A 23392-nucleotide genomic window follows, 5' to 3' on the forward strand; every position below is an offset into this window, starting at 1 on the left:
TGTCACATCTGCGCCTTGACGCGCAGCCCGGCGGGCAGGCCGATGAACGGCAGCAGCGCCGCGCCGTCGGGTGTCAGTCCGATATCCAGCGTGCCGTCCTCGGCCAGCGTCGCATCGAGCAGCACCTTGCGCCGCTGGCTCATCGGCGCCAGCCGGATCCGCGTCGTCGTGCCGATATGCTCGGCGGTCAGGATCAGCTCCGGCACCGCACTCGCCACGCCGCCACTGCTGGCGCGGCAAGTGCCGGGATCGGTGGTCAGCGTCCCGTCCATCATCCGGTTGCCGCCATTGATCGCGATGCGCTTCATCTCGATCTGCATCGGCATATCGCAGGTGAAGGGCAGATTGGGCTGGAGCGCCTGAAGCAGGCTGGAATGCGCGGCGCCGCTGACATTGTCGAGCACGGTTCGTCCGCCGGGATGCATCAGCATCCGTCCGCCGAGATCGGTGTCCGGTCCGGTCGCCTTGAAATCGGCGGCGAAGGCGAGACTGGTCAGCGAGCGCAGCGGCGCCATCTGCCATTCGAGCTTGGATCCGCCCGCCACGCCGACTTCGCCATGCCAAACCGTGCCGGCCACGCCGGTTCGCCACGGCTGGTTCTTGACGATGATGCTCGCCGGGATCGTCGCCAGCATCGCCAGCGCGTAAGCCGCTATGCCGAGCACCACGAAGAGGATAATACGGCGCCGTGCCACATACTCCGCTGAACTCGCTGGATCGCCGGGAATTGCTGCGCTGGCTGCAATCGGGGCTGGCTGCATCGGTTGCGCTTCCTTCGTTCGCGTTCGCCGCAGAGAGGAAGGACAAGCGTCCGATCGCCCTGCTGGTGCCGCTCAGCGGACCGCGAGCGCGGCTTGGCTCTAGCATGCGCCAGGCCGCGTTGCTCGCGGAAAACGGTCAGTTCGTGCAGAGCTTCGATACCGGCGGCACCGCTGCCGGCGCGGCTGCGGCGGCGGCGAAGGCGCTCAAGATCAAGCCGGCTTTGATCCTCGGGCCGCTTACCGCCGAGGAAGTGCCCGCTGTCTCCTCGACGATCGCTGGCCGTGTGCCGGTCATCGCCTTCAGCAACGATTCGGTGCTGCGCGCGCCCGGCACCTGGATTTTCGGGATCACAGCCGGGCAGGTGACTTCCGCGATCCTGCGCTACGCCCGTACCCGCGGTGTCAAATCGGTCGCGGTGATCGATGACGGCACGCCGTGGAGCGCCGCCGCCACGCTCGCTGCCGGGCGGATGGAGGGCGAGCTTGGCCTCACCGTGTCGCTGCTCAAGGTCGATCAACCCCTGCCCGAAGCTGCGCCCGATGCCGTGCTGTTCCCCGGCAATGGCGAGGCGATGCTCGCCGCCGCGCGGCGATTCAAGGACAGCGGCGTGCAGATGCTGGGCACGCTACAGGGCCTCGATCATCGCCCACAGGCGCTGGAGGCGCTCGACGGCGCCTGGATCGCCAGCCCGGACCCGGTCGCCTTTGGAACCTTCGCCGCCGAGTTCGAGGCGCGCAATGGCGGCGGGGCGGGTACGATCACCGCCCTTGCCTATGACGCCGCCGGCATCGCCAACGCGCTGCGCAAGGCCGGGACACTGGGCGGCGAGGGACTGCTCGACAGCAAGGGCTTCAACTGCGTCACCGGCCCGGTCCGCTTCCGCACCGACGGTTCGGTGGCGCGCGATTTCGCGATCCTGGTGGCGCGCGCGCAAGGTTACGAGCCGGTGGCGGTGAGCTCGGGATCGTGAACGATCGCCAAGGGGAAGCGGGCTTCACGCTTCTCGAACTGATGATCTCGCTGGGCCTGTTCGCGCTGATCGCGGTCGCCGGTCTCGCGCTCGTCGATGGCATCATCAAGGTCCAGGACCGGACCGAAGGCCGCTCGGACCGTCTCGCCGATCTCCAGCGCGCGATGTTCGTCGTCTCCAGCGACCTCGACCAGATCGCGCGCGGCACCATCGATGGCGGCGCGGCCAACCTCTCGTTCAGCCGTGCGGCCCCCGCGGTCGGCGGGGCGGCGGTGCCGGTGCGCTACTCGATCGCCAATGGCAATCTCGTCCGCCAGATCGGGCCGATGCCGCAGGAACTGCTGCGCGGGATCGCCAGCCTGCGCTGGCGCTTTTGGAATGGCGCCTGGGTCAACAAGTGGCCCATCGACGACAAGAACCGCGAACGCTGGCCGAGGGCCGTCGAGGTCGAGATGCAGGTCGCCGGCCCTGGCGGCGTGCCCGGCACGCTGCGCCGCGTCGTCACCTTGCCCGACCGTGCCAGGGAGGACGCCAAGTGACGTGGCGCGCGGGCGAGGAGGGGATGATCCTCGTCAATGTGCTGATGTTCGTCGCGATCGCCAGCGGGCTGGTGCTGCTGATGATCAACCGTGAGGAACTGGCGCTCAATCAGGGGCTTCGCGCTCGCGAGGCGGCGCGGGCGCTGGCGGTGGTGCGTGGTGGCGAGCTTTCGGCGCTGGTCGCGCTGCGCCGCGATGCCGAGACCGCCGCCGATGCCGATCATGCCGCGGAGCCATGGGGCAAGCTGTCCGAGCGTGCCGCGCCGATCGACGGCGGCAGCTTCACGCTGGCGATTGCCGATGCCGAGGGGCGCTTCAACGTCAATTCGCTGCGGTCGGGCGAAGCGGCGGCGGTGGTGCTGTTCCAGCGCATCGCCGAACAGGTCGGCCTGCCCCCCGAACAGGCGCTCGCCGCCGCCGAATATATTCGCCGCGAGGGGCCGATCACCGATCTGCGCCCGCTGCGGCTGGCCGGGATCGATCCCAAGGTCGCCGACCGGCTCGAGCGGCTGGTGACAGCCCTGCCGGGCACCACCGCGCTCAACCTCAACGCCGCCGATCCGGAGATGCTGGGTATCCTGTTCAACGATCCGGTGGTCGCCGCCCGCCTGGCCGAAGTGCGTGGCCGGCAGGGCTTCCTGACGCTCAAGGATTTGTCCGATCAGCACGTGACGATGCCGTGGGGAACCTCGTTCCGCTCGAACACCTTCTGGGTGCGGACCCGCGCGACGATTGGCGGCACCAGCCAGCAGGGCGCGACCCTGATCCAGCGTCGCCGCGACGCGGACGGAAAGCTCAAAGTGGTGCCGGTCGAGCGCTGGCGCGGCGCGGCGGTGCCGCCCGGGGCGCCGCCATTGCCCTAGAGCACGATCCGGAACAGTGCCCCGCCGCCGGGCGCGTCGGTCACGTTGATCGCCCCGCCATGCGCAACGACGATCTGGCGGGCGAGATTGAGACCCACGCCGGTACCGGTGGCGCGGGTGGTGAAGAAGGGAAGGAACACATCCTGGCGCAGCTGTTCGGGCACGCCCGGTCCATTGTCCTCGACTTCGATCGCGATGCCCTCGGGTGTGGTCAGCAATCGCAGGGCAAGGCGAGGACCATCGATCGCGGCCATCGCCTGCGCGGCATTGTGCATCAGGTTGATCAGCACCTGCGCGAGCAGATCGGGATCGGCATCAAGCGCCAGCCCGGCAGGCCGCACCTCCAGCGCGAGCGGGATCTGAGGGGCTTCCGCGGCGAAGATGCGAGCAAGTTCATCAGCCCAGGGCCCAGCCGCGAAGCGCTGACGCTTGATCTCGGGCGTGCGCGCCACTTCGCGGTACGCTTCGATGAAATTGCCCAGCCCCTGCGCGCGCCGCGCCAGCGTCGTTACCGCCGCCCGGGCGTCGCCGATGCGCGGATCGGCGACGAGATCGGGATCGGCGAGAAGATCGGCGGCGGTCGCCGCCAGCGAGGTGACCGGGGTCAGCGAATTGAGGATTTCGTGCGTCAGCACGCGGACCAGATCGGTTTGCGCCGCCATCTCCGCGGCGTCGAGCGTGCCCTGGATCGGCTGGAGCCCCAATGCGCGGGTACGCTGGCCGAGCCGGTCGAGCGTCGCGGTGCTGACGAGTACGCGCTGCGAACGTCCACCGAGATTGAGCAGCAACAATTCCTCGCCTGGCGCGCTATCCGCCAGCCGCCGCGCGAACGTCGCGCCATAATGCGCGAAATCGCCGGGGCGGGTGCCCTGTTCGCCCTTGAACAGGCGACGGGCAGCCTTGTTCGCGAAAGCGACCTGATCGTCGGCGCTCACCGTCAGCACAGCGACCGGGATGTCGTCGACGAGTGCGTCGAGATAGCGAAGCTCGCCGGCGGCACGGTCCTGATCGGCGCGGAACCGGCCCAGCACCTCGTTGAGCGATTCGGCGAGATCGCCGAACCCGGCGCCGCCATGTCCGTCGAAGCGCACCGCCGTATCGCCGAACTTCACTGCCTCCAGGAAACGAGCGAGGGTGCGGTTGGTGCGGGTGACGTGCCGCCACAGCCCGGCGAACATGCCAGCGGCAAAAGCGAGCGCGACCAGCCGCGCCGCGCCCAACCCCGGCGTGGCGAATGACTCAAAGCACGCCAGCATCGCCACGCCCAGCAATGCGATCCAGGCGAGCAGCCCGATCGTGAAGCGCTGGTCAAAGCCCATGCTTCTCCATTCGGCGATAAAGCGCCGCGCGCGACAGCCCCAGCTCGTTCGCGGCCAGCGAGATATTATAGCCGTGCTTCTTGAGCGCCTCTTCGACAAGACGCCGCTCGACGCGCTCGAGGTTGAGGTCGTCGTCGGGGCGGGGCGCCACGACTGCGGAAGGCGCTATCCGCTGCGCACCTGAAACCAGCGCGAAGTCTTCCGGCTGGAGTGCTCCATCGCGTGCGAGGATCACCGCACGCTCCAGCGCGTGGCGCAGCGCGCGGACATTGCCGGCCCAATCATGACGGAGCAGCGCGGTGCGCGCGGCGACGCTCAGCTCGGGCAGTTCGCGGCCATAGCGGCGCGAATAATGGCCAAGATAATGGTCGATCAGCTCAGGCAGGTCTTCGGGGCGCTCGCGCAGGGGCGGCAAGTCGATCTCAACGGTGTTGAGGCGAAACAACAGATCCTGGCGGAAGTGGTTTTCGTCGCGGAGCTTCTCGTGCGGGAGGTTGGTGGCGGCGATCACCCGGATATTGATCGGTATCGGCTTGTTCGCGCCGACCGGAGTGACCTGCCGTTGCTCCAGCGCGGTCAGCAATTTGGGTTGCAAGCGCAGGGGAAGATTGCCGATTTCGTCGAGAAACAGCGTTCCGCCATCGGCTGCCTGCAGCCGCCCGACGCGATCGCTGCGGGCATCGGTGAAAGCGCCCTTCACATGACCGAACAACTCGCTGTCGATCAGATCCTCGGACACGGCGCCGAGATCGACGGTGAGCATCACTTCATTTGCGCGCAGCGATTTGCGGTGCAGCTCGCGCGCGACCAGCTCCTTGCCCGTACCGTTCTCGCCGAGGACGAGCACGTTCGCGTCGGTAGGCCCGGCCCGCGAGATCAGCGAATGCACGCGCGCCATCGCCGGCGACTGGCCGAGCAGGGGCGATCCGTCAGCGGCAGCCGCGCTGGGTGCGGGGGCGATCATCGCCCGGCGCGAACGACGCAGCGAGGCGGCGGTGCGAACCGTGGCGAGCAGCCGGTCGTTCGACCATGGCTTGGAGACGAAATCCGTCGCGCCGCGCTTCATCGCCGCGACCGCGATTTGAACGCCGGCGTGCGCGGTGATCATCACCACCACCATCTCGGGATCGATCGCGAGGAGCTTGTCGAGCCACGCCAGACCTTCCGATGCATCGGTGGCGCCGCGGGCGAAATTGGCGTCGAGCAGGACGACATCGGGCTGCCGCGCCGAGATCGCCGGCAATGCTTCCTCGGGCGTGTTGGCAATGGCGACGTCCTTGAACAGGCGGCGCAGCAACAGCCGCGACGCCATCAGAATGTCGTCGTCGTCATCGATGATGACGCAAAAATCGAACTCGGGCCCGCTACCCATATCCCCATCCCGTACAGCGACTGTGCGAAACCGGACAATCAATTTGCGTGCCAATGTGAAGGGTAGCTGAATTATTCCTGCGTAGCGCTGGCGGAGAGCCGAGAGGCAATTGGCACGGCTCCTGCTTTTGTCTCGGCAGGTGTCTCGGCAGGGAGATTCGCTGGTGCCTATGCCAAAGAACAAAATGCCTGTGTTGGTGCCGCTCGCCGTGGCGTTTGCCTTGGCGGCGGCCGCGCCGCGGCCGCAGTTCGATATGGCGTTCGTCAGGGGGCAGGGCGGCCACGCGGTGATCAGCCTGGGCTTCGCATCGATAAAACTGGCGTTCGATTCCGGACACAAGTGTTCGAATTCGAACGGTTGTGAAGCTGTGATGTCGTGATCGGTCTGGTGGGGGCACTGCCGCGCCATGCTTGGCACGGCGGTTGCTAGGTCAATGAACATGGGTGTCGTTCGGATGCAGAAAAATATGGGGGACCGTCCGGTTACCGGGAGCGGAATGGATCAGGTCGTCGAAACGCGGAAGCTCTCGATGCGGACCAAGGCGATCCTCGGCGGCGTGGCGGTGCTGATCGCGGCATTGGCCTTCTGGTGGTTCGCGCCATCGGGATCGAGCCAGACGGTCGAGACCGACCACGTCACGGTATCCAATGTGACGAGAGGCACGTTCGACGATTTCATTCCGCTGCGTGCGCGTGTCACGCCGTTGCTGACCGTCTATATCGACGCGGTCGAAGGCGGGCGCGTCGAGAAGATGCTGGTCGAGGACGGCGCCAATGTCGCCGCCGGCCAGCCGATAGCCGTGCTGTCGAACGCCGAACTCCAGCTCTCGACGCTGGCGCGCCAGACCGAGGTCGAGCAGCAGATCAACAATATGCGCAGCCAGGAGCTGGCGCTGGCGCAGACCCGCTTGGCCAATGAGCGCGCGGTGCTCGAAGCGGGACTGGCGGTCGATAAGGCCCGCCGCCAGTACGAGCGCGAGCGGCCACTGGCCGAGAAGGGCTTCGTACCCGCCAAGCAGTTCGCCGATACCCGCGATCAATACGACTATGAGCGCAAGCGCTACGAGGTGCTCAAGCGCAGCCAGGCGACGGATGCGCGGCTCCAGGGCAGCCAGCTTTCGCAGACCCAGGCTGCGGCCAAGTCGATGCAATCCGGCCTGGGTATCGCCCGCGCCAATCTCGACGCGCTGCAGCTGCGTGCGCCGGTCGCGGGACAGCTTTCGGGCTTTTCGGTGCAGGTCGGCCAGTCGCTCCAGCGCGGCGAGCGCGTGGGCCAGATCGACAGCCCCGGCCGCAACAAGCTGATCGCCGGGGTCGACGAATTCTATCTCGGCCGCGTCCAGCTCCAGCAAAAGGCCAGCCTCGATTTCGGCGGCAAGCGCTATGAGGCGAAGGTCACCAAAATCTATCCGCAGGTCCAGAACGGCCAGTTTCAGGTCGATCTCCAGTTCGTCGGCGAGGAGCCCAAGAACATCCAGCGCGGCCAGACGATGCAGGCGCGCCTGACGCTGGGCGACCCGACCCCGGCACTGCTGATTCCCAATGGTGCCTTCTACAACGAGACCGGCGGCAACTGGATCTTCGTGGTCACCCCGGACGGCCGCAGCGCGGTCAAGCGCAGCGTTCGCCTGGGCCGCCGCAATGCCGAGTTCGTCGAAGTGCTCGAAGGGCTGGAGCCCGGCGAGAAGGTGCTCACCTCACCCTATACCGGATTTACCGACAAAGACCGTCTGGATTTGACCAAATGACCGAAAAGAAAGGGAATTCCATGCTGACCATGCGCGAGCTTTCCAAGGTCTACCGCACCGACACGGTGCAGACGACCGCGCTGGACGCGATCGACCTCGACATCGCCGATGGCGAGTTCGTCGCGATCATGGGGCCTTCGGGCTGCGGCAAATCGACGCTGCTGAACATGATCGGTATGCTCGATAGCCCGTCGAGCGGCTCCTATGTGTTCAACGGCCAGGAAGTCGCCGGGCTGAGCGAGAGCAAGCTCGCCGACGTTCGTAAGGAGAATATCGGCTTCATCTTCCAGAGCTTCAATCTGGTCGACGAGCTGAGCGTCCGCGACAATGTCGAGCTCGCCTTGCTCTATCACAATGTCCCGGCCGCCGAGCGCAAGCGCCGCACCGATGAGGTGATGGACAAGGTCGGCATCGCCCACCGCGCCAAGCATCGCCCCAGCCAGCTCTCGGGCGGTCAGCAGCAGCGCGTCGCCGTCGCCCGCGCGCTCGTCGCCAGCCCCAAGCTGATCCTCGCCGACGAACCGACCGGCAACCTCGACACGCATCATGGCGAGGAAGTGATGAAGATGCTCCAGCAGCTCAACGCCGAGGGCTCGACCATCGTGATGGTCACCCACTCGCCGGCGCACGCCGATTATGCCGGCCGGATCGTCAACATGCTCGACGGCCGCATCCTGCAGGAACGCCGCCGCGCCGCTTGATCTGACGTTATTGGGAGGAACCACGCCATGAGGCCGCTCTTTCTGCTTGCCGCGATGCCGATGCTTGTCGCGCCCGCTTCCGCGCAGTCCGATTCATCGCGGCGCGATCACGGCGTTACCGTCCAGATCGACGGCCAGCCGATCAAGCAAGGGTCCGGGCGACATGTCCGGCAATCCCGGCCGGCGGGCGCCTTTCATACGATCGAATTGAAGGGGGCCGCCAATCTGGAGGTCGTGACGGGAGATCCGTCGATCGAAATCGAAGCCGACGACAATCTTCTCGATAATATCACTACGCGGATCGAAGGCGGCACCCTGATCGTGGCGACCACGGGATCCTACAGCACGAAGCGCGCACCGGTGGTGCGCGTGTCGCTCGACGAATTGCGTGCGATCGAAGCGAGCGGAAGCGGCGATGTCCAGATCCATGCGCTGCGCGGTGGCGATCTCAGCCTGACCGGCATGGGATCGGGCGATTTCCGCGCGGACGGCACCGTTGCTTCGCTGCGGCTCAAGCTCCAGGGATCGGGCAATGCGGAATTTTCCCGCCTGAAAGCGGAAAATGCCGTCGTTACCGTAAACGGCTCGGGCTACGCGAGAATCCACGCCGAGCATTCGCTCGACGCGAGCGCCAACGGTTCCGGCGACATCGTCTATGACGGCCCCGCCGAAAAGATACGCCTGTCCGTCAACGGCTCAGCCCAGATCAGAAAATTCGATACGCCCTGATACCCGGAGCATCCTTGCGTTCCACGCCATGTCGAAAGGGGATCGTATGTTGCGTCACTATCTCAAAGTCAGCTTTCGCGTCTTCGCACGCAACAAGCTGTTCACGGCGGTGAACGTAGCCGGTCTGTCGATCGGGCTGGCGGGCTGCATCCTGATCCTTCTGTTCGTTCGCCACCAGCTTTCCTACGACAAGTGGCTGCCGGGCGCCGAGCGCATCTACGCGGTGCAATCCACCATGGCCGGCGTCGGCGAGGCGCCGCTGCGTTCGGCCCGCAGTCCGCGCGTCACGTCGCAGATGCTTGCGCGTCAGATTCCGCAGCTCGAGGAAACCCTGGCGCTGACTCCCGAGCGGTCGGTGGTCAATGTGAACGGCCAGCCCCGCTTCGTCGACCTCACCTTCGCCGATTCTAATTTCTTCCGCGTTTTCGACCTGCCGTTCGCGCGCGGTGATGCCAAGAGCGCGCTCGCCAGACCGGGCAATCTCGTGCTCACCGAAACGGAGGCGCACAAGCTGTTCGGTTCGGCCGATCCCATGGGAAAGACGGTGACATTGTCGTATCGCGGCGATCCGTACGACTTGGTCGTGAGCGGCGTGATCCGCGATTTGCCGGACAACAGCCATCTCAAGGTCGGCCTCGTCACGCCCTATGCCAACTCGCTTTTCGGAGTGAGCGAAGGAGAGGCGGAAAGCTGGTCCCAGTTCGAAAGCTTCGTCTATGTGAAGCTGCGGCCGGGCCAGTCGGTGCAACCGATTGCGACGGCGATGCCCGACATCGTCCGCCGCAACATTCCGAACGATGCGGAGGCGCATCCCGCCGAGCTTCGGCTGGCGGCCGTGCCCGACATCCATCTCGATCACTCCCACGAAGGAAGCATGAAGCCCGGCGGCGATCGAGTCGCGATCCTGGCCTTCTCGCTCATCGCGCTGCTGATCCTCACCATTGCCTGCATCAATTTCGCCAACCTGGCCACGGCGCAGGCGAGTATGCGGGCGCGCGAGGTTGCGCTGCGCAAGGTTCTCGGCGCGCATCGCGGACAACTCATCGTCCAGTTCCTGGGCGAGGCGATGCTCCTGACGACGATCAGCGCGGTGCTGGCGCTGGCGGTCGTCGAGATGATTCTGCCCACCTTCTCGTGGCTGGTCGGTGCGGACCTGCGGCTGGACTATTTCGGCAGCGACGGGCTTGCGGTTCCGCTCTGCCTGCTCGTCGGCACGGTGGGCCTGATCTGCGGCTTCTATCCGGCATTCGTCCTTTCCCGTTGCTATCCGGGCGCGATGCTGCGGTCCTACCATGCGGGTACCGAAGGATCGGTTCGCCTGCGCAACCTTCTCGTCGTCAGCCAGTTCGCGATCTCGATCGGCCTTATCATCTGTACTGCGGTCATCTACGCCCAGACCCGCTACGCGCAACGCGCCGACCCCGGCTATCGCGCCGAAGGGCTGCTGGTGGTGGAAAATATCGAGCGTGCCGATGTCGATACCCGGCGAAGCTTTCACGAGCAGGTCCAAAAGTTGCCCGGGATCCTGTCCGTCACGCGCGCGAATGTCGCGCCGGCCGACGACGAGGAGAATAGTGGGCGCTTCCAGCTTCCCGGGCGGCCGCAGCCGGTCTCGCTGAACTACAACAGCGTCGACTGGGATTTCCAGAATACGCTGAAGCTGCCGCTGATCGCCGGCCGCTTCCTCGACGAACGGCACCCCGGCGACGATGCGTCCGTCGGTTACAGTCCCTATGCCGCGGATGCCGAGGCGCTGCTTCAGCATGGCACCAACGTGGTCCTGAGCGCCAGCGCGGCGCGGCGGCTCGGCTTCGGCTCGGCGCAGCAGGCGATCGGCCGGCAAATCCGTTCGCCGTTCCTGTTCCGCCCGGAACTCGTGCCCTCCACCATCGTTGGTGTCGTCGGCGATGCGCATTATCGCTCGGTTCGCGATCAGGTTCGCCCCACGGTCTACCATCTCAACGCGCGGCGCTACACCTATCTGATCGCGCGCTACGATCCCGACGAATCCCCCGCGGCCGTGCGCGCGCGAGTCGAGACCTTGTGGCGCCGATATTATCCGGAAGTTCCCTTCGTGGCCGACTTTGCGAGCGCCAGGGTGGCCCGGCTCTATTCCGGGGAGGCGATGCGCGGGCAGGTTTTCGCCAGCGCGGCTCTGCTCGCCCTGATCGTCGCTTGTCTCGGACTATTCGGCCTGACGACCTTCGCGGTCGCACGGCGACGGAAGGAAATCGGCCTGCGCAAGCTTTTCGGCGCGAGCTACGGTCAGATCACCCGCCTGCTGATCTGGCAATTGTGCCAGCCGGTGCTGCTTGCCAATCTGATTGCCTGGTCGGCCGCATGGTGGGTGATGCGCGACTGGCTCAACGGCTTCGACACGCGGATCGCTCTGACGCCGGTGCCGTTCCTGGTCGCGGGGCTGCTCGCGGTGGCCATCGCGGTCGCCACGGTCGCCAGCCAGTCGCTGCGGGTCGCCCGCACCAATCCCATCCACGCACTGCGCTACGAATAGGATCACGCCGATGTTGCGGAACTATCTGATTGTCGGCCTCCGGGCGCTGGCCAAAAACCGCGTCTACGCCTTCATCAACATCTTCGGGCTCGCGCTGGGGATCGCCGCGTGCCTGCTGATCCTCAGCTATGTGCGCTACGAGTTCAGCTACGATGCGTGGCGGACCGATGCCGATCGCACCTATCAGTTCCAGACCAACTTCTTGGGCAATGCCGCGGGCCAGCCTTCGATGCTGTCGCAGACCACCGCCTATGTCGCGGTGGCGGCGCTCAAGAAGGACTTCCCGCAGATCGAGAAGGTCGTTTACGCCAGTAACCAGAACCTGATCTATCTGAAGGACGGCCAGCCGATCAACGCGACGCGCGGCATGATCACGGATGGCGCGCTGTTCGACGTGGTGCAGGTGCCGTTCTTGCTGGGCGACCGCGTCCATGCGCTCGACGATCCGGCATCGGTGGTGCTGAGTCAGGAGGAAGCGACCAAGCTCTACGGCGCGGCGAATCCAATCGGCAAGACGCTGACCGTGGTGAGTGGCGACAGCAATGTCGACTACCGCGTCACCGGCGTGTTCCAGGACATTCCCAGGAACAGCACGCTACGCCCGACGATGGTGATCCGCATCGACGCCCCGGTCTATTTCCGCAATACGCCCGGCGCCTATAATTCGTGGCGCTGGCAGAACGGGCAGGTCTACGCGAAGCTCAAGCCCGGCGCCGATGTCGCTGCGATCAATGCGCAGATGCCGCAATGGGAAAAGCGCAACATTCCGGACGATCTGGGCAGCGGGCCCAAGTCCAATCCCGGTGATGACGAAGACTTTGTCCTCACCAACATTCAGGACATTCATATCGGCAAGAGCCGGGGCCCGGCGGTCACGACCGAGCGCGGCACGGTGCTGACCTTTGCGGTGGTCGCGCTTTTGATCCTCGCCATGGCCTGCATGAACTTCACCAATCTCGCCACCGCGCGCGCTTCGCAGCGCGCCCGCGAAGTGGCGCTGCGCAAGGTGCTTGGGGCGACGCGCAAGCAATTGATCGCGCAGTTCATCGGGGAATCGGTGCTGGTGGCGGCGATCGCCACGCTGATCGCGCTGGCGATCACCGAAGTGACGCTGCCGCTGCTCAACGCCTTCCTCGACGCCGAGATCGCGGTTCACTATCTGGGCAGCGACGGCATCCTGCTGCCGGTGATCGTGCTGGCGCTGGCGGTTGGTCTGGCTGGCGGACTCTACCCGGCCTTCTACCTGTCACGCTTCGAGCCGGCGCGGATTCTCAAGGCCAACAAGTCAGCCGCCGATGCCGAGGGCACCGGCCGCCTGCGCAGCCTGCTCGTGATCACCCAGTTTGCGGTGTCGATCGGGCTGATCATCTGCACTGCCATCGTCTACGGCCAGACCGCCTATTCGCGGAATGTTGCCGCAGGCTATCAGCGCGACGGGCTGCTCCAGATCAACGGCGTTGCCCGCCCGCAGGTCGAGACCGTATCCAAATCCCTGCTCGAGGAAATCCGCAAGGTTCCCGGCGTGGTCGATGCCGCGCGCACCAATATCGGTATCGCCACCGGCAACAACTCCTCGACCATGGTGCATCTGCCGGGTCAACAGACCGGGCCGGAACTGGGTATCTACGCGATCGACGATCGCCTGATCGCCACGCTCGACATGAAGCTGATCGCCGGGCGCAATTTCTCACAGGCGATCGCCACCGACGATTCGACCACGCCGAGCGTGCCCGATCTCGAGATCGAGAAAGCGCTGCTGGCGCGCGGGGTCAATGCGATCCTGTCCGAAAGCGCGACCGAGCGGCTCGGTTTCACATCGCCGCAAGCGGCGATCGGCAAGCATGTTCAGGTCGGCATCGTCAGCCCCGAATTGGGCGAGGCGACGGTAACGATCGTCGGGGTCGTCGCCGATGTGCGCTATCGCACCGCGCGAGATCCGGTGCAGCCGATCATCTATTTCTATCAGACCGGTGGCTTCGGCAGCCTGCTGGTCCGCGTCTCGGGCGATCGCGCCGCGATTTCCGAGCGGATCGGCGCGGTTTGGAAGCGGCTCGTGCCGGATATTCCCTATACCGCCCGCTACGTCACCGACATCGTCAACGACCTCTACAAGGCCGACGAGAAGCGCGCGCAGTTGTTCGGGATATTCGCGATCCTCGCGGTGGTGATCGGCTGTCTCGGGCTGTTCGGGCTCGCCGCCTTCACCGCCGAACAGCGGACCAAGGAGATCGGCATCCGCAAGGTGCTCGGCGCGCGGACGCTGGATATCGCCCGGCTGCTGGTGTGGCAGTTCAGCCGGCCGGTGCTGATCGCCAATCTGATCGCCTGGCCAATCGCCTGGTGGGTGATGCGTGGCTGGCTGAATCAGTTCGATGTGCGCATGTCGCTGACGCCGGTCCCGTTCGTCGAGGCGGGGGCCGTGGCGCTGCTGATCGCGGTGCTGACGATCGGCGCGCATGCGATGCGGGTCGCGCGCACCAAGCCTATTCACGCCCTTCGCTACGAATAGGAGGCGGTCCCCATGTGGCGCAACTATCTGACGGTCGGACTGCGGTCGCTGGCGAAGAATCGCGTCTATGCGTTCATCAACATTTTCGGGCTGTCGCTCGGCATCGCCGCGTGCCTTCTGATCCTGCTCTACGTCCAATATGAGCGCAGCTACGACGCGTGGATGGCGGATGCCGATCGTGTGTATCAGCTGCAGGTCACCTATCAGAGCAAGACGACCTCGGACCATTTCGAGAATCAGGGCGCGCAATACGTCACCAAGCCCGCACTGCTGAAGGACTTCCCGCAGATCGAGAGTGCGACTTATTTCGGCGGCGGCACGCGGATCACGGTGCTGCGGGAGGGTCGCGCTTATACGCCCGACAATGCGGCGCTGACCGACAGCAGCTTCTTCGAAACGGTGCCGCTGCCGCTGGTTGCCGGCGATGCCAAGGCGCTGGCGCAGCCGGGCACCGCGGTGCTCAGCGAACGCCAGGCGAAGAGCCTGTTCGGCAGCACCGATATCGTCGGCCAGACACTGACCGTGCTGACGATGGGGGTGAAGGCCGATTACCGGATCACCGGGGTGATGAAGGACACGCCCAAGAATTCGCACATGGACATCGACCTGCTGGTCCGCGCCGATTTCCCCAGCCTCTATGCTCAGGGCCATCTCGAACAGTTCCTCACCGCCTGGGGTTGGACCGGCGGCTGGGTCTATGTGAAGCTGAAGCCGGGCGTGGACGTGGCGACGATCAATTCGCAATTCGCGGCCTGGGAAAAGCGCAATATCCCCAACGAAACCGATAACGGCCGCACGACCAATGCGGGCGACGAGCGGGATTTTCGCCTGGTCAATGTCCGCGACGTGCATCTGGGCAAGGCGCAGGGATCGGCGATGACGGCGGGCAATGACGCCACATCGATCGCGACCTTCGCCATCGTCGCGCTGCTGATCCTCGGCATGGCGTGCGTGAACTTCACCAATCTGGCGACGGCGCGTGCCAGCCAGCGGGCGCGCGAAGTGGCGCTGCGCAAGGTGCTGGGCGCGACGCGCAAGCAGCTGATCGTGCAGTTCCTGGGCGAATCGCTGTTGCTGGCGGCGATATCGACCTTGGTGGCGCTGGCTTTGACCGAAATCGCCCTGCCATGGTTCAGCCAGTTCCTCGATGCCGATCTCGATCTGGATTATTTCGGAGCGCATGGCGTGATCCTGCCGGTGCTGGCGCTGGTCGTGCTGGTGGGGGCAGCGGGGGGCGTCTATCCGGCGCTCTACCTCTCCCGCTTTGAGCCGGCCCGCGTGCTGAAAGCCAATAAATCGGCTGCGGATGCGGAAGGCAGCGGCCGGCTGCGCAGCGGGCTGGTGGTGATCCAGTTCGCGGTTTCGATCGGGCTGATGGCATGCACCGCGATCGTCTATGGCCAGACGATCTACGCGCGCACGCTCGATCCCGGCTATCAGCGTGACGGCCTGATCCAGGTAAGCGGTGTCGGCTCGGCATCCTTTTACGGCCGCGAAGACGCACTGCTGCGCCAGCTGCTACAGGTGCCAGGCGTCGAGAGCGTCGGCCGCACCGGCATCGGCGTCAATACCGGCAACAACTCTTCCACGACGGTTACCGTGTCCGGGCGCAGCGAGCCGACCGATATCGGCTATTATGCCGTGGATCCCGGCTATTTCCCGACCATGGGTATCCGCACCGTTGCGGGCCGCGTGTTCGACCGCAACCGCCCCGGCGACGATACGACGACGCCGCAGCCGGAAAATGCCGCCGCGGAGGCGGCGCTGGCACAGCGCGGCGCCAATGTCGTGATCAACGAAGCAGGCGTGAAGCGGCTGGGCTTCGCCAGCGCGCAGGACGCGATCGGCAAGACGATGCGCTTTGGCATCGACGAGAAATATGGGGGCGCAATGACGCTTACCGTCATCGGCGTGGTCGCGGATTCGCGGTTCCGCACTGTCAATACGCCGATCGAGCCGATCATCTTCGCCTGGAACGGCAATGGCGTGTATTGGCTGATGGCGCGGTTCAAGGGCGATGGCGCGGCGGTTCGCTCCGGCATCGAGAATGTGTGGCGCAGCTTCGCACCCGATGTCGCGTTCGACGGGCAGTTCAGCGACGCGATCATGGAGCGGAGCTATCGCCGGATGGATGCGCGGGCCCAGATGTTCGGCCTGTTCGCGATCCTTGCGGTCGTGGTCGGTTGCCTCGGGTTGTTCGGCCTTGCGGCATTTACCGCCGAGCGGCGGACCAAGGAGATTGGCATCCGCAAGGTGCTCGGCGCCCGCACGCGCGACATCGTGCGGTTGCTGATCTGGCAGTTCGCGCGGCCGGTGGTGATCGCCAATGTCATCGCCTGGCCGGTCGCGTGGTGGGTGATGCGCGACTGGCTCAACCAATATGATGCGCGGATGACGCTGACGCCGATACCGTTCGCGCTTGCCGGGCTACTGGCGCTGGTGATCGCCGTCGTCACTATCGGCGCCCACGCCTTCCGCGTGGCGCGCACCAATCCGGTATATGCCTTGCGCTACGAGTAGGCGCGTCGCGTGCGGGCATAGCCGGGCGGGCGGGGAGGCGACTCCCCGTCCGCTTTTCCGTGATTCCAGCATGATTATTCAAAATGGGTAGGGTTCGGCTTGGCTGCATGGAATCGTAAATGCAGACTGGCTGACAATGCCGGTTGTAATAAAAATTCTTGAATCGCAAGCCGATACGAAATTTTCTTGCCGAACCGCTGATCGTCGGGGGTATGTTCCCGCGGTGTGGGCGATCGCCTAATGGGCCAGAGCTCGTCCCGCCCGCCGATCCGTATCCTCACCCGGCTTCTCGCCGAGATGCAGACGACGATCGCGGCCGCAGGCATCCGGGCGTTCGACGGCAATCTCGACCGCTTCACGATCTATACGCTGATTGTCCGCCAAGGCGCGCTGCGCCAGCTCGACGCGGGCGTAGAGGCCATAGGAAGCGACGAAGGCGGCGCAATCTCCGTCTCCTCGCTGTCGGATTCACTGTCCAAGCCGTTCGAAACCGTACGCCGCCACGTCAATGCGATGATCGCCGCTGGCGTCTGCGCGCGCAGCCCCAAGGGTGTCTACGCCTCACCTGAAGCGTTGCGTGGTCCGGTGCTCGCGAACGTGATGCAGACCGCCCATGACGGCTTTGTTCGGCTGGTCGAGGATCTCGCTGCATTCGGCTTCGAGATGCCCTTGCCGCGCCGCGAACCCGCCTATCATCCCAGTGTTGGCGTGCGCGCTGCCGCAGACATGATGCTGACGGTGCTGGACGCCAATATGGGCCTGCACCGCGAATGGGTGAATCTGGTGCTGTTCTCCACCGTGCTCTGCGCCAATGCCCGGCGCTACACGCACGATCCGGAACTCGCGCGACGCTATGCCGACCAGAACGATGTGGTGCCCGAGCGGCTGCGCGAGCCAATCCGCCCGGCGGTGATCGCGCGGACTCTGGGCCTCGCGCCGGCCACGGTGCAGCGCCGGCTGCAACCGCTGATCCAGGATGGGCGCCTGATCCGCGCGCAGCGCGGCCTGCTGGTTTCCGAGGCCTGGCTCAATACGCCGCTTGCGGTCGCGACCAGCACGGCCAGCTATCACAATGTCCGCCGGATTCTAGGCTGGGTCGCGGCGGCGGGCTTCCCGTTCGACGATCCGGCAAGCGTCTACCTGCACGCGCGCCCCGCGCCGGCGGCGTTCGAATAGACTTTTCGCGAATTTGAAGAAATGGTCGGGAAGAGAGGATTCGAACCTCCGGCCCCTGCCTCCCGAAGACAGTGCTCTACCAGGCTGAGCTACTCCCCGACGGAGTATCGGCAGCGCCTTCAGGGCGTCTGGCCGATGCTGGAGGCGGCCCTATAGCCAGCCCAAATGCGTCGCGCAAGCCGCTGCGATCACGGAATCCGCGCGCCGAGCATCGCATCGACATGCACGAACTTTTCGCGAGGGCTACCGGCACGCGCGGCGGCGATCTCGGCGGTGTCGATCTGCTGCCAGTCGCGGAAGGTCACCACCTCCACGCCGCGCGATGCCAGCAAGGTGTCGAGGCCGGGGCGCCCGGCCTTGCCGCTACCCGCGCCGATATCCTCGGCAATCTTCTCGGCGATGGCGAAGCCGTCAGGGCGGTTGGTACCGATCGTGCCGGTGGGACCGCGCCGCGCCCAGCCGACCGCGTAGAGCCCGGGCATGATGCGGCCCTCTTCATTGGCAAAACGTCCGGCCTTGTCATCGTAGGGGATGCCGGGGATGGGCGGCGTGCGATAGCCGATACAGCTCACCACCAGGCTGGCGGGGATCGCATAGGTCTCGCCGGTGCCGTGTGCCGAACCATCGGGCCCGAGCGCGGTGCGCTCGACGACGACGCGCTCGACCTTGCCGTCCCCTTCGATTCTGACCGGCATGGCGAAGAAGTCGAAGACGATGCGGATCGGCTTGTCACCGGGGTTGGCGGCGAAATTGCGGAGATGCGTGACCGATTTACGCTGGCCGGGGTCGAGTGTGGCGTCGTCGTCGACCGAGGGCAGGTCTGCGGCGTCCACCACCGGCGTCGCCCGTTCAAGTTCGCCCAACTCGCCCAGTTCCTTGGGGGTCATCGCGATCTGGTGCGGTCCGCGGCGGCCGAGAATGGTGATCGCGGGCACCGTCGCTCCGCGCAACGCGTCGAGCGCGTGGTTGACGATGTCCGAGCCCTGGAATTCCGCCTCGGTCTTGGCGAGCACGCGCGCCACATCGAGCGCGACGTTGCCGTTGCCGATGACGACCGCTCCGCCGGTCAGCGCCGGGGCGAGCGCGGCGTGATCGGGATGGCCGTTATACCAGCCGACGAACGCGGCCGAGCCGGTGACGCCGGGCAGGTCCGCGCCGGGGATTTCCAGCGGGCGATCGTTGGGGGCGCCGGTCGCCAGCACCACCGCGTCGTACAGGCCGAGCAGTTCCTCGATCGAGGCGTCCTTGCCGAGCGTGACATTGCCGACGAAGCGGACATTGTCGGTGAGCGCGGTCGTCTCATAGCGGCGCGAAACGCCCTTGATCGACTGGTGATCGGGCGCGACGCCGGTGCGGATCAGCCCGAAGGGGACGGGGAGGCGATCGATGATGTCGATCCGCACCTCGTCGCCGAACTGCTTCTGGCATGCCTCGGCGGTGTAATAGCCCGCCGGCCCCGAGCCGATGATCGCGATATGGCGCATGCTAGTCCCTTCAGCGTGCGAGAGCGGGCGCGAGCGCCAGCCCGTCGCCATTCTTGCCCGCGTCGAGCCGGCGCAGCACCGTGCCCGAAGCGACATCGATCTCGGCGACCTTGTCGTGGCCGGTCTCGGCCGCATAAAGCCGCTTGCCGTCCGCCGAGAAGAGCAGGGTAACCTGTCCCGCCTCGCCGGTGCCCGAGACGCTGATCGTACGGCTCAGCTTGCGCGTCGCGACATCGATGAAACTGATCGTGCCCGAGCCGACATTGGAGGTGGCCACCGTCTTGCCATCGGGGCTGGTCGCGACGCGGATCGCGACCGGATCGATCGCGATCTCGGTGAGCTTGGCGCCGGTGGCGGTGTCATAGGCCTGGAGCCGGGGCGCGGACAGATCGCCGACCCACAATTCCTCGCCGTCGCGCGCGAGCGCGATCCCCTCGGGCTTGCCGCCCACCGCAATGTCACGCAGCCGCGTGCCGGTGTGGAGATCGAGCACGCCGACGGTGCCCGACAGGATATTGGCGACGAAGGCGGTGCGCTGATCGGGAGCGATGGCGATCATGTGCGATCCCATCGCCTCGGTCGGGATCGCGCGGATGCCGCCGTCGGGGGCGATCACCACCACGGTCTTGCTGGCCTCGGCGGTGGCGACCAGCCGTCCGTCGCTGAGCCAGACCAATCCGTGCGGGCGCATGTTGGGGGCGAGTTCGATCGTCTTCAGCTTGGTGCGGGTGGCGAGATCGAACACGTCGATCGTGGAACCTCCATAGGCGACCGCCGCCGCCTGCTTGCCATCGGGCGAGACGGCGATCTCGTGCGGCATTTGGCCCGTGGGCAGCCGGGCGATCTCCGCTCCGCTCTTGAGGTCGATCAGGCTGAGCGTGTTTTCGCCCTTGTTGCCCACCAGCAGCGTGCCCGCCGGCGGATCGGCCAGCGCAGGGGAGGAGCATGCAGCGGCAAGCGCCGCGGCGAGAGTCAGAATTGCGCGCATGGGCCTCTCCTCGCTGAATATGCGGATGGTAGCGTGCACGTTTTGCCGCGCAAGGCTTTGACGAGGGCTGGGGCGCGCGTTAGCGATTGGGGAGTGAGCCCGATCGAAGTGACCGCCGCTGTTCTTGGGCTCGTGAACGTCATCCTCGTCGTGCGCCGGAGCCTTTGGAACTATCCGTTCGCGCTGGCGATGGTGTCGCTCTATTGCTGGGTGTTCTTCGGCGAGAAGCTCTACAGCGATGCGCTGCTCCAGATATTCTTCTTCGTGGTCAATCTCTATGGCTGGGTGAATTGGGCGCGCTCCAAGTCCGCGACCGGGCAGGTCCGGGTCGAGGTGCTGAGCGATCGCGCGCGGCTGGGCTGGGTTGCCGCCTGCGCCGTGCTGATCATCGGCTGGGGGGCGGCGATGCACCACTACACCGACGCGCAATTCCCCTATTGGGACGGCGCGATCGCGATGCTGAGCGTGGTCGCGCAATATCTCCAGTCGCGGCGCTATCTGGAAAGCTGGGTATTGTGGATCCTGGTCGATCTGCTCGCGGTGCCGCTGTTCGCGGTCAAGGGGCTGATGCCGACCACGATCCTCTACACGATCTTCCTTTCGCTTTGCGTCTGGGGCCTCAGCGACTGGGCTAGGGCCCGTACTCGATACCGGCAACGGCCGTGATCGTCCGGAGAGGCGCACTGGCAAGAAAGGTCGCGCGGTCGCGTGGCGGCGCCACGCGCAAGCGGCCTGACGCCGCCAGTGCGCCTCTCCGGACGACCGCGAAGCGGCGGGCACCCTTTGGCGCACGGCGGCGTCTCTCCTCGGTCACGATGGAAAACCATCGCTCCCTCCTCGATCCTTGCTGTGCGCCAAAATGCGCTCCGTCACGGCCATTGCCGGTATCGAGTACGGACCCTAAGGCGCGCAAGACCGCATGATTCCCCGCACCATCTGTCTCCATGGTCCCGAGAGCACGGGAAAGTCCACGCTCGCGCCGCGCCTCGCCGCGCACTTCGGTGGGCAGGTGCTCGACGAATATGGTCGCGACTACGCTGAATGCCGGGGCATTGATTTCACGATGGACGACCTGCTGCGTATCGCGAAGACGCACGATGCATGGACGCAGGTGATGATCGGGCAGGGCGCCGATCCGCTGATCCTCGATACCGATCCGCTGATGACCGCGGTGTGGGCCGATATGCTGTTCGGCATGCGCGACCCGTGGTTCGACGCGTGGACGGGCGCCGCCGATCTTTATCTGCTGTTCGACATCGACCTGCCCTGGATCGAGGACGGCACGCGCATGTTCGGTACGCCCGAGCTGCGGCAGAAATTCTTCGACCTGTCCAAGGCGGAGCTGGAGCGGCGCGGAGTGCCATGGGTGTTGATTAGCGGGGCGGGCGAGTCGCGGTTCGACAACGCGGTTGCGGCGATCGAGACCTATCGCAAAGCCTGAAGCGCCATCGCGTCGCGGGTTGCGGCACCGCTGGCGGTGTTGTCGAAGATTACCCAGCTTTCGGGGTGGGATTTCGCCTTCTGCGCCCAATTCGCGCGCGCCGCTTCGTCGTAGCTCGACCAGTAGATACGCGGCGAACCGTGGAGCCGGAAATAAGCGAGCCCGCTCCATCCACCCGGGCGCGCTGCGGCCGGGACGGGCGCGGGGTCGGCCGCGACGCGGGCGATCTGATACCCAGCGAGCAATGCATCGGCCTCCGCCGCGAACCAGCTTGGATGACGCGGTTCGCAGGCGATCGGGCGACCGAGACGCTTCCGCAATTGTGATAGAAATGTCGCGGCAATCGCGCCATCGAACACAAGCTTGGGCGGAAGCTGCATCAGGATCGGGCCGCGCTTGCCGCCGAGACCGGCGATCTCGTCAGCGAAACGGGCGAGCAAATCCTCGCAGCCGATCAGCTTCGCCTCATGCGTGATTGCCCTGGGCAGCTTGATCGAAAAGCGGAAGTCATCGGGCACGCTTTCGGCCCAACGTGCGTAGGTCGCCGGCCGGTGCGGGCGATAGAAGCTCGAATTGATCTCGGTGCAATCGAAGCGCGCGGCGTAGCGTTCGAGATTGCTGGCGCCTGGCGGAAAGGTGTCGCGCACCTCGCGGGGAAGCGCCCAGGCAGCGGTGCCGATGCGGATGGTCATATGGACGCAATCCCCGCACGAGCGCCCTGGTTCCGCCAAAAGAAAAGCGGCGGTCGCCGAAGCAACCGCCGCCTTCAGAGCAGCAGGTCTTAATAGTCGCCGGGAGGCAGGCCGCCCAGCTGCTGGACCATCTTGATGTACGCGTCGAGGTAAGCGAGCACGATCACCTGGCCGATCTCGGTGTTCTGATAGCCGCCGCCACCGGCACCGGCGAGGCCACCCCACCAGCCCGCGCCGCCGCCTGCGCCGAAGCCGACATCGGTCTTGCGCGAATAGCCCTCGCTGACGATCTCCTCGCTGCTGCGCGTATCGACCATCGACAAGGTGACATTGGCTTCCTTCTTCTTGATGCTGATCGCGCCGCCGATCGCCGCGCCGACGCGCCCGCCGAGCATGCCGCCAACGAAGCCGCCGATGCCGCCGCCGCCCGAATTGCTGTTCGAGCTGACGATGTCGGGCTCAAGCAGATAATCTGCCGCGCGGACCTGGCCAGCGCCCATATTCGAGTTCGAGCGCAGCTCGCCATTATCGGCCATCGCCCGCTCCATCGCGCGGCTCTGCATGGCGCGGCCGCGATTGACGAGCGTGAAGCAGCCTGACTGCTGGACGAAGACCTTGAGGATCGCTTCGGGGCTGCCCAGGTTGAGCTCGCGCCACCACTGGTTTTCCGGCGGGACCATGCCGATCGTGCCGAGCGGCTTGACGCATTTCGGGATATCGCGGGTGGCGCGCTCCTGCGCCTTGCGGCCCGACGAGGCGCCCTTGGTGTCCCCCTTCTTGTCCTTCTTCCCCGACGACATCGAGGTTTGCGCCTGCGCGACATCGGCAACTCCGAGCGAAAGCCCGGCTGTCGCCAGCGCGGTGGCGAGAATCAGTTTGCGCATTTCATACTCCCCATCTGTTCAGCGTCACGCACGGCGGGTCTGGCGCGCCGTGTATCGCCCTCACATTACAACGTGATCTGGACCCCATCCGCCATGATCGAGACGAAGGCTAGCAATGCCCGGGATGCATAACAACGGGAACATGCAGGTTTTGTCGCTGTTTGGTCGCAAGCCTTTGCGCGTG

The 23392-nt window shown here is 65.7% G+C and carries 20 protein-coding genes and 1 tRNA gene; 13 read left to right on the forward strand and 8 right to left on the reverse strand.

The genetic code is table 11. The features are described from left to right. Window positions 1-2: 2 nt before the first annotated feature. A complete protein-coding gene (locus KF730_RS05895) occupies window positions 3-695 on the reverse strand; it encodes a hypothetical protein (RefSeq protein ID WP_294092896.1) in 693 nt (230 codons plus the stop codon). On the opposite strand from KF730_RS05895, the gene KF730_RS05900 reads away from it, so the two are divergent. The 3 genes from KF730_RS05900 to KF730_RS05910 are packed head-to-tail and all read left to right on the forward strand — an operon-like array spanning window position 689 to window position 3134. Further along, window positions 689-1732 (forward strand): penicillin-binding protein activator, encoded by a 1044-nt coding sequence (locus KF730_RS05900; RefSeq protein ID WP_294092898.1) that lies wholly within the window; start codon window positions 689-691, stop codon window positions 1730-1732. The genes KF730_RS05895 and KF730_RS05900 overlap by 7 nt on opposite strands. After that, entirely contained in the window at window positions 1729-2271 is a 543-nt protein-coding gene (locus KF730_RS05905) for a type II secretion system protein GspJ (protein WP_294092900.1), read from the forward strand. The genes KF730_RS05900 and KF730_RS05905 overlap by 4 nt, the downstream gene beginning before the upstream one ends. Continuing rightward, window positions 2268-3134: a type II secretion system protein GspK gene (locus KF730_RS05910; protein WP_294092902.1), complete on the forward strand. Its 867-nt coding sequence runs from the start codon at window positions 2268-2270 to the stop codon at window positions 3132-3134. The genes KF730_RS05905 and KF730_RS05910 overlap by 4 nt, the downstream gene beginning before the upstream one ends. Here KF730_RS05910 and KF730_RS05915 read toward each other — a convergent pair. Beyond that, window positions 3131-4453, reverse strand: coding sequence for a HAMP domain-containing sensor histidine kinase (locus KF730_RS05915; RefSeq protein WP_294092904.1), 1323 nt, complete (start codon window positions 4451-4453; stop codon window positions 3131-3133). The two genes, KF730_RS05910 and KF730_RS05915, sit on opposite strands and share 4 nt — an antisense overlap. Beyond that, window positions 4443-5825 (reverse strand): sigma-54 dependent transcriptional regulator, encoded by a 1383-nt coding sequence (locus KF730_RS05920; protein ID WP_294092905.1) that lies wholly within the window; start codon window positions 5823-5825, stop codon window positions 4443-4445. Before KF730_RS05920 ends, KF730_RS05915 begins: the two co-directional genes overlap by 11 nt. Window positions 5826-5994: 169 nt before the next feature. Between KF730_RS05920 and KF730_RS05925 the strand changes: the two genes are divergently transcribed. From KF730_RS05925 to KF730_RS05960, 8 genes are all read left to right on the forward strand, one after another. Further along, on the forward strand, window positions 5995-6204 hold the full coding sequence (locus KF730_RS05925; protein ID WP_294092906.1) for a hypothetical protein: 210 nt from the start codon (window positions 5995-5997) through the stop codon (window positions 6202-6204). A 117-nt stretch (window positions 6205-6321) separates the two neighbouring features. Further along, window positions 6322-7572, forward strand: a complete 1251-nt coding sequence (locus KF730_RS05930; RefSeq protein WP_294092908.1) for an efflux RND transporter periplasmic adaptor subunit — start codon at window positions 6322-6324, stop codon at window positions 7570-7572. 20 nt (window positions 7573-7592) lie between these two features. After that, a complete protein-coding gene (locus KF730_RS05935; RefSeq protein ID WP_294095773.1) occupies window positions 7593-8273 on the forward strand; it encodes an ABC transporter ATP-binding protein in 681 nt (226 codons plus the stop codon). Between the two features lie 27 nt (window positions 8274-8300). Beyond that, window positions 8301-9002, forward strand: coding sequence for a head GIN domain-containing protein (locus KF730_RS05940; RefSeq protein ID WP_294092909.1), 702 nt, complete (start codon window positions 8301-8303; stop codon window positions 9000-9002). Window positions 9003-9051: 49 nt separating this feature from the next. Beyond that, window positions 9052-11514, forward strand: a complete 2463-nt coding sequence (locus KF730_RS05945) for an ABC transporter permease (RefSeq protein WP_294092910.1) — start codon at window positions 9052-9054, stop codon at window positions 11512-11514. A 10-nt stretch (window positions 11515-11524) separates the two neighbouring features. After that, the gene (locus KF730_RS05950; RefSeq protein WP_294092912.1) at window positions 11525-14023 is read left to right on the forward strand and encodes an ABC transporter permease; all 2499 of its coding nucleotides are present in this window, start codon (window positions 11525-11527) and stop codon (window positions 14021-14023) included. A gap of 12 nt (window positions 14024-14035) precedes the next feature. Then, a complete protein-coding gene (locus KF730_RS05955; RefSeq protein WP_294092914.1) occupies window positions 14036-16543 on the forward strand; it encodes an ABC transporter permease in 2508 nt (835 codons plus the stop codon). A 240-nt stretch (window positions 16544-16783) separates the two neighbouring features. Then, on the forward strand, window positions 16784-17719 hold the full coding sequence (locus tag KF730_RS05960) for a hypothetical protein (protein WP_294092916.1): 936 nt from the start codon (window positions 16784-16786) through the stop codon (window positions 17717-17719). Between the two features lie 22 nt (window positions 17720-17741). On the opposite strand, the gene KF730_RS05965 is transcribed toward KF730_RS05960, so the two are convergent. The 3 genes from KF730_RS05965 to KF730_RS05975 form a co-directional block, all read right to left on the reverse strand. Beyond that, a tRNA-Pro gene (locus KF730_RS05965) sits at window positions 17742-17818 on the reverse strand. Window positions 17819-17907: 89 nt separating this feature from the next. After that, window positions 17908-19203 carry an FAD-dependent oxidoreductase gene (locus KF730_RS05970; RefSeq protein ID WP_294092924.1) on the reverse strand — a complete coding sequence of 432 codons (1296 nt, stop codon included), beginning with the start codon at window positions 19201-19203 and terminating at the stop codon, window positions 17908-17910. Window positions 19204-19213: 10 nt separating this feature from the next. Further along, window positions 19214-20191 (reverse strand): beta-propeller fold lactonase family protein, encoded by a 978-nt coding sequence (locus KF730_RS05975; protein WP_294092926.1) that lies wholly within the window; start codon window positions 20189-20191, stop codon window positions 19214-19216. 93 nt (window positions 20192-20284) lie between these two features. Between KF730_RS05975 and pnuC the strand changes: the two genes are divergently transcribed. Together pnuC and KF730_RS05985 are read left to right on the forward strand one after the other, a co-directional pair. After that, the gene (pnuC, locus tag KF730_RS05980) at window positions 20285-20857 is read left to right on the forward strand and encodes a nicotinamide riboside transporter PnuC (protein WP_294092928.1); all 573 of its coding nucleotides are present in this window, start codon (window positions 20285-20287) and stop codon (window positions 20855-20857) included. 253 nt (window positions 20858-21110) lie between these two features. Beyond that, window positions 21111-21632: an AAA family ATPase gene (locus KF730_RS05985; RefSeq protein WP_294092930.1), complete on the forward strand. Its 522-nt coding sequence runs from the start codon at window positions 21111-21113 to the stop codon at window positions 21630-21632. On the opposite strand, the gene KF730_RS05990 is transcribed toward KF730_RS05985, so the two are convergent. Both KF730_RS05990 and KF730_RS05995 read right to left on the reverse strand, forming a co-directional pair. Continuing rightward, complete coding sequence (locus KF730_RS05990) at window positions 21617-22324, reverse strand: DUF72 domain-containing protein (protein WP_294092932.1); 708 nt, start codon at window positions 22322-22324, stop codon at window positions 21617-21619. The two genes, KF730_RS05985 and KF730_RS05990, sit on opposite strands and share 16 nt — an antisense overlap. 89 nt (window positions 22325-22413) lie before the next feature. Continuing rightward, window positions 22414-23208, reverse strand: coding sequence for a CsgG/HfaB family protein (locus KF730_RS05995; protein WP_294092935.1), 795 nt, complete (start codon window positions 23206-23208; stop codon window positions 22414-22416). Between the last annotated feature and the right edge of the window lie 184 nt (window positions 23209-23392).

It is taken from the genome of Sphingomonas sp. (assembly GCF_019635515.1).
In the GTDB taxonomy this organism is placed as follows: Bacteria; Pseudomonadota; Alphaproteobacteria; order Sphingomonadales; family Sphingomonadaceae; genus Sphingomonas.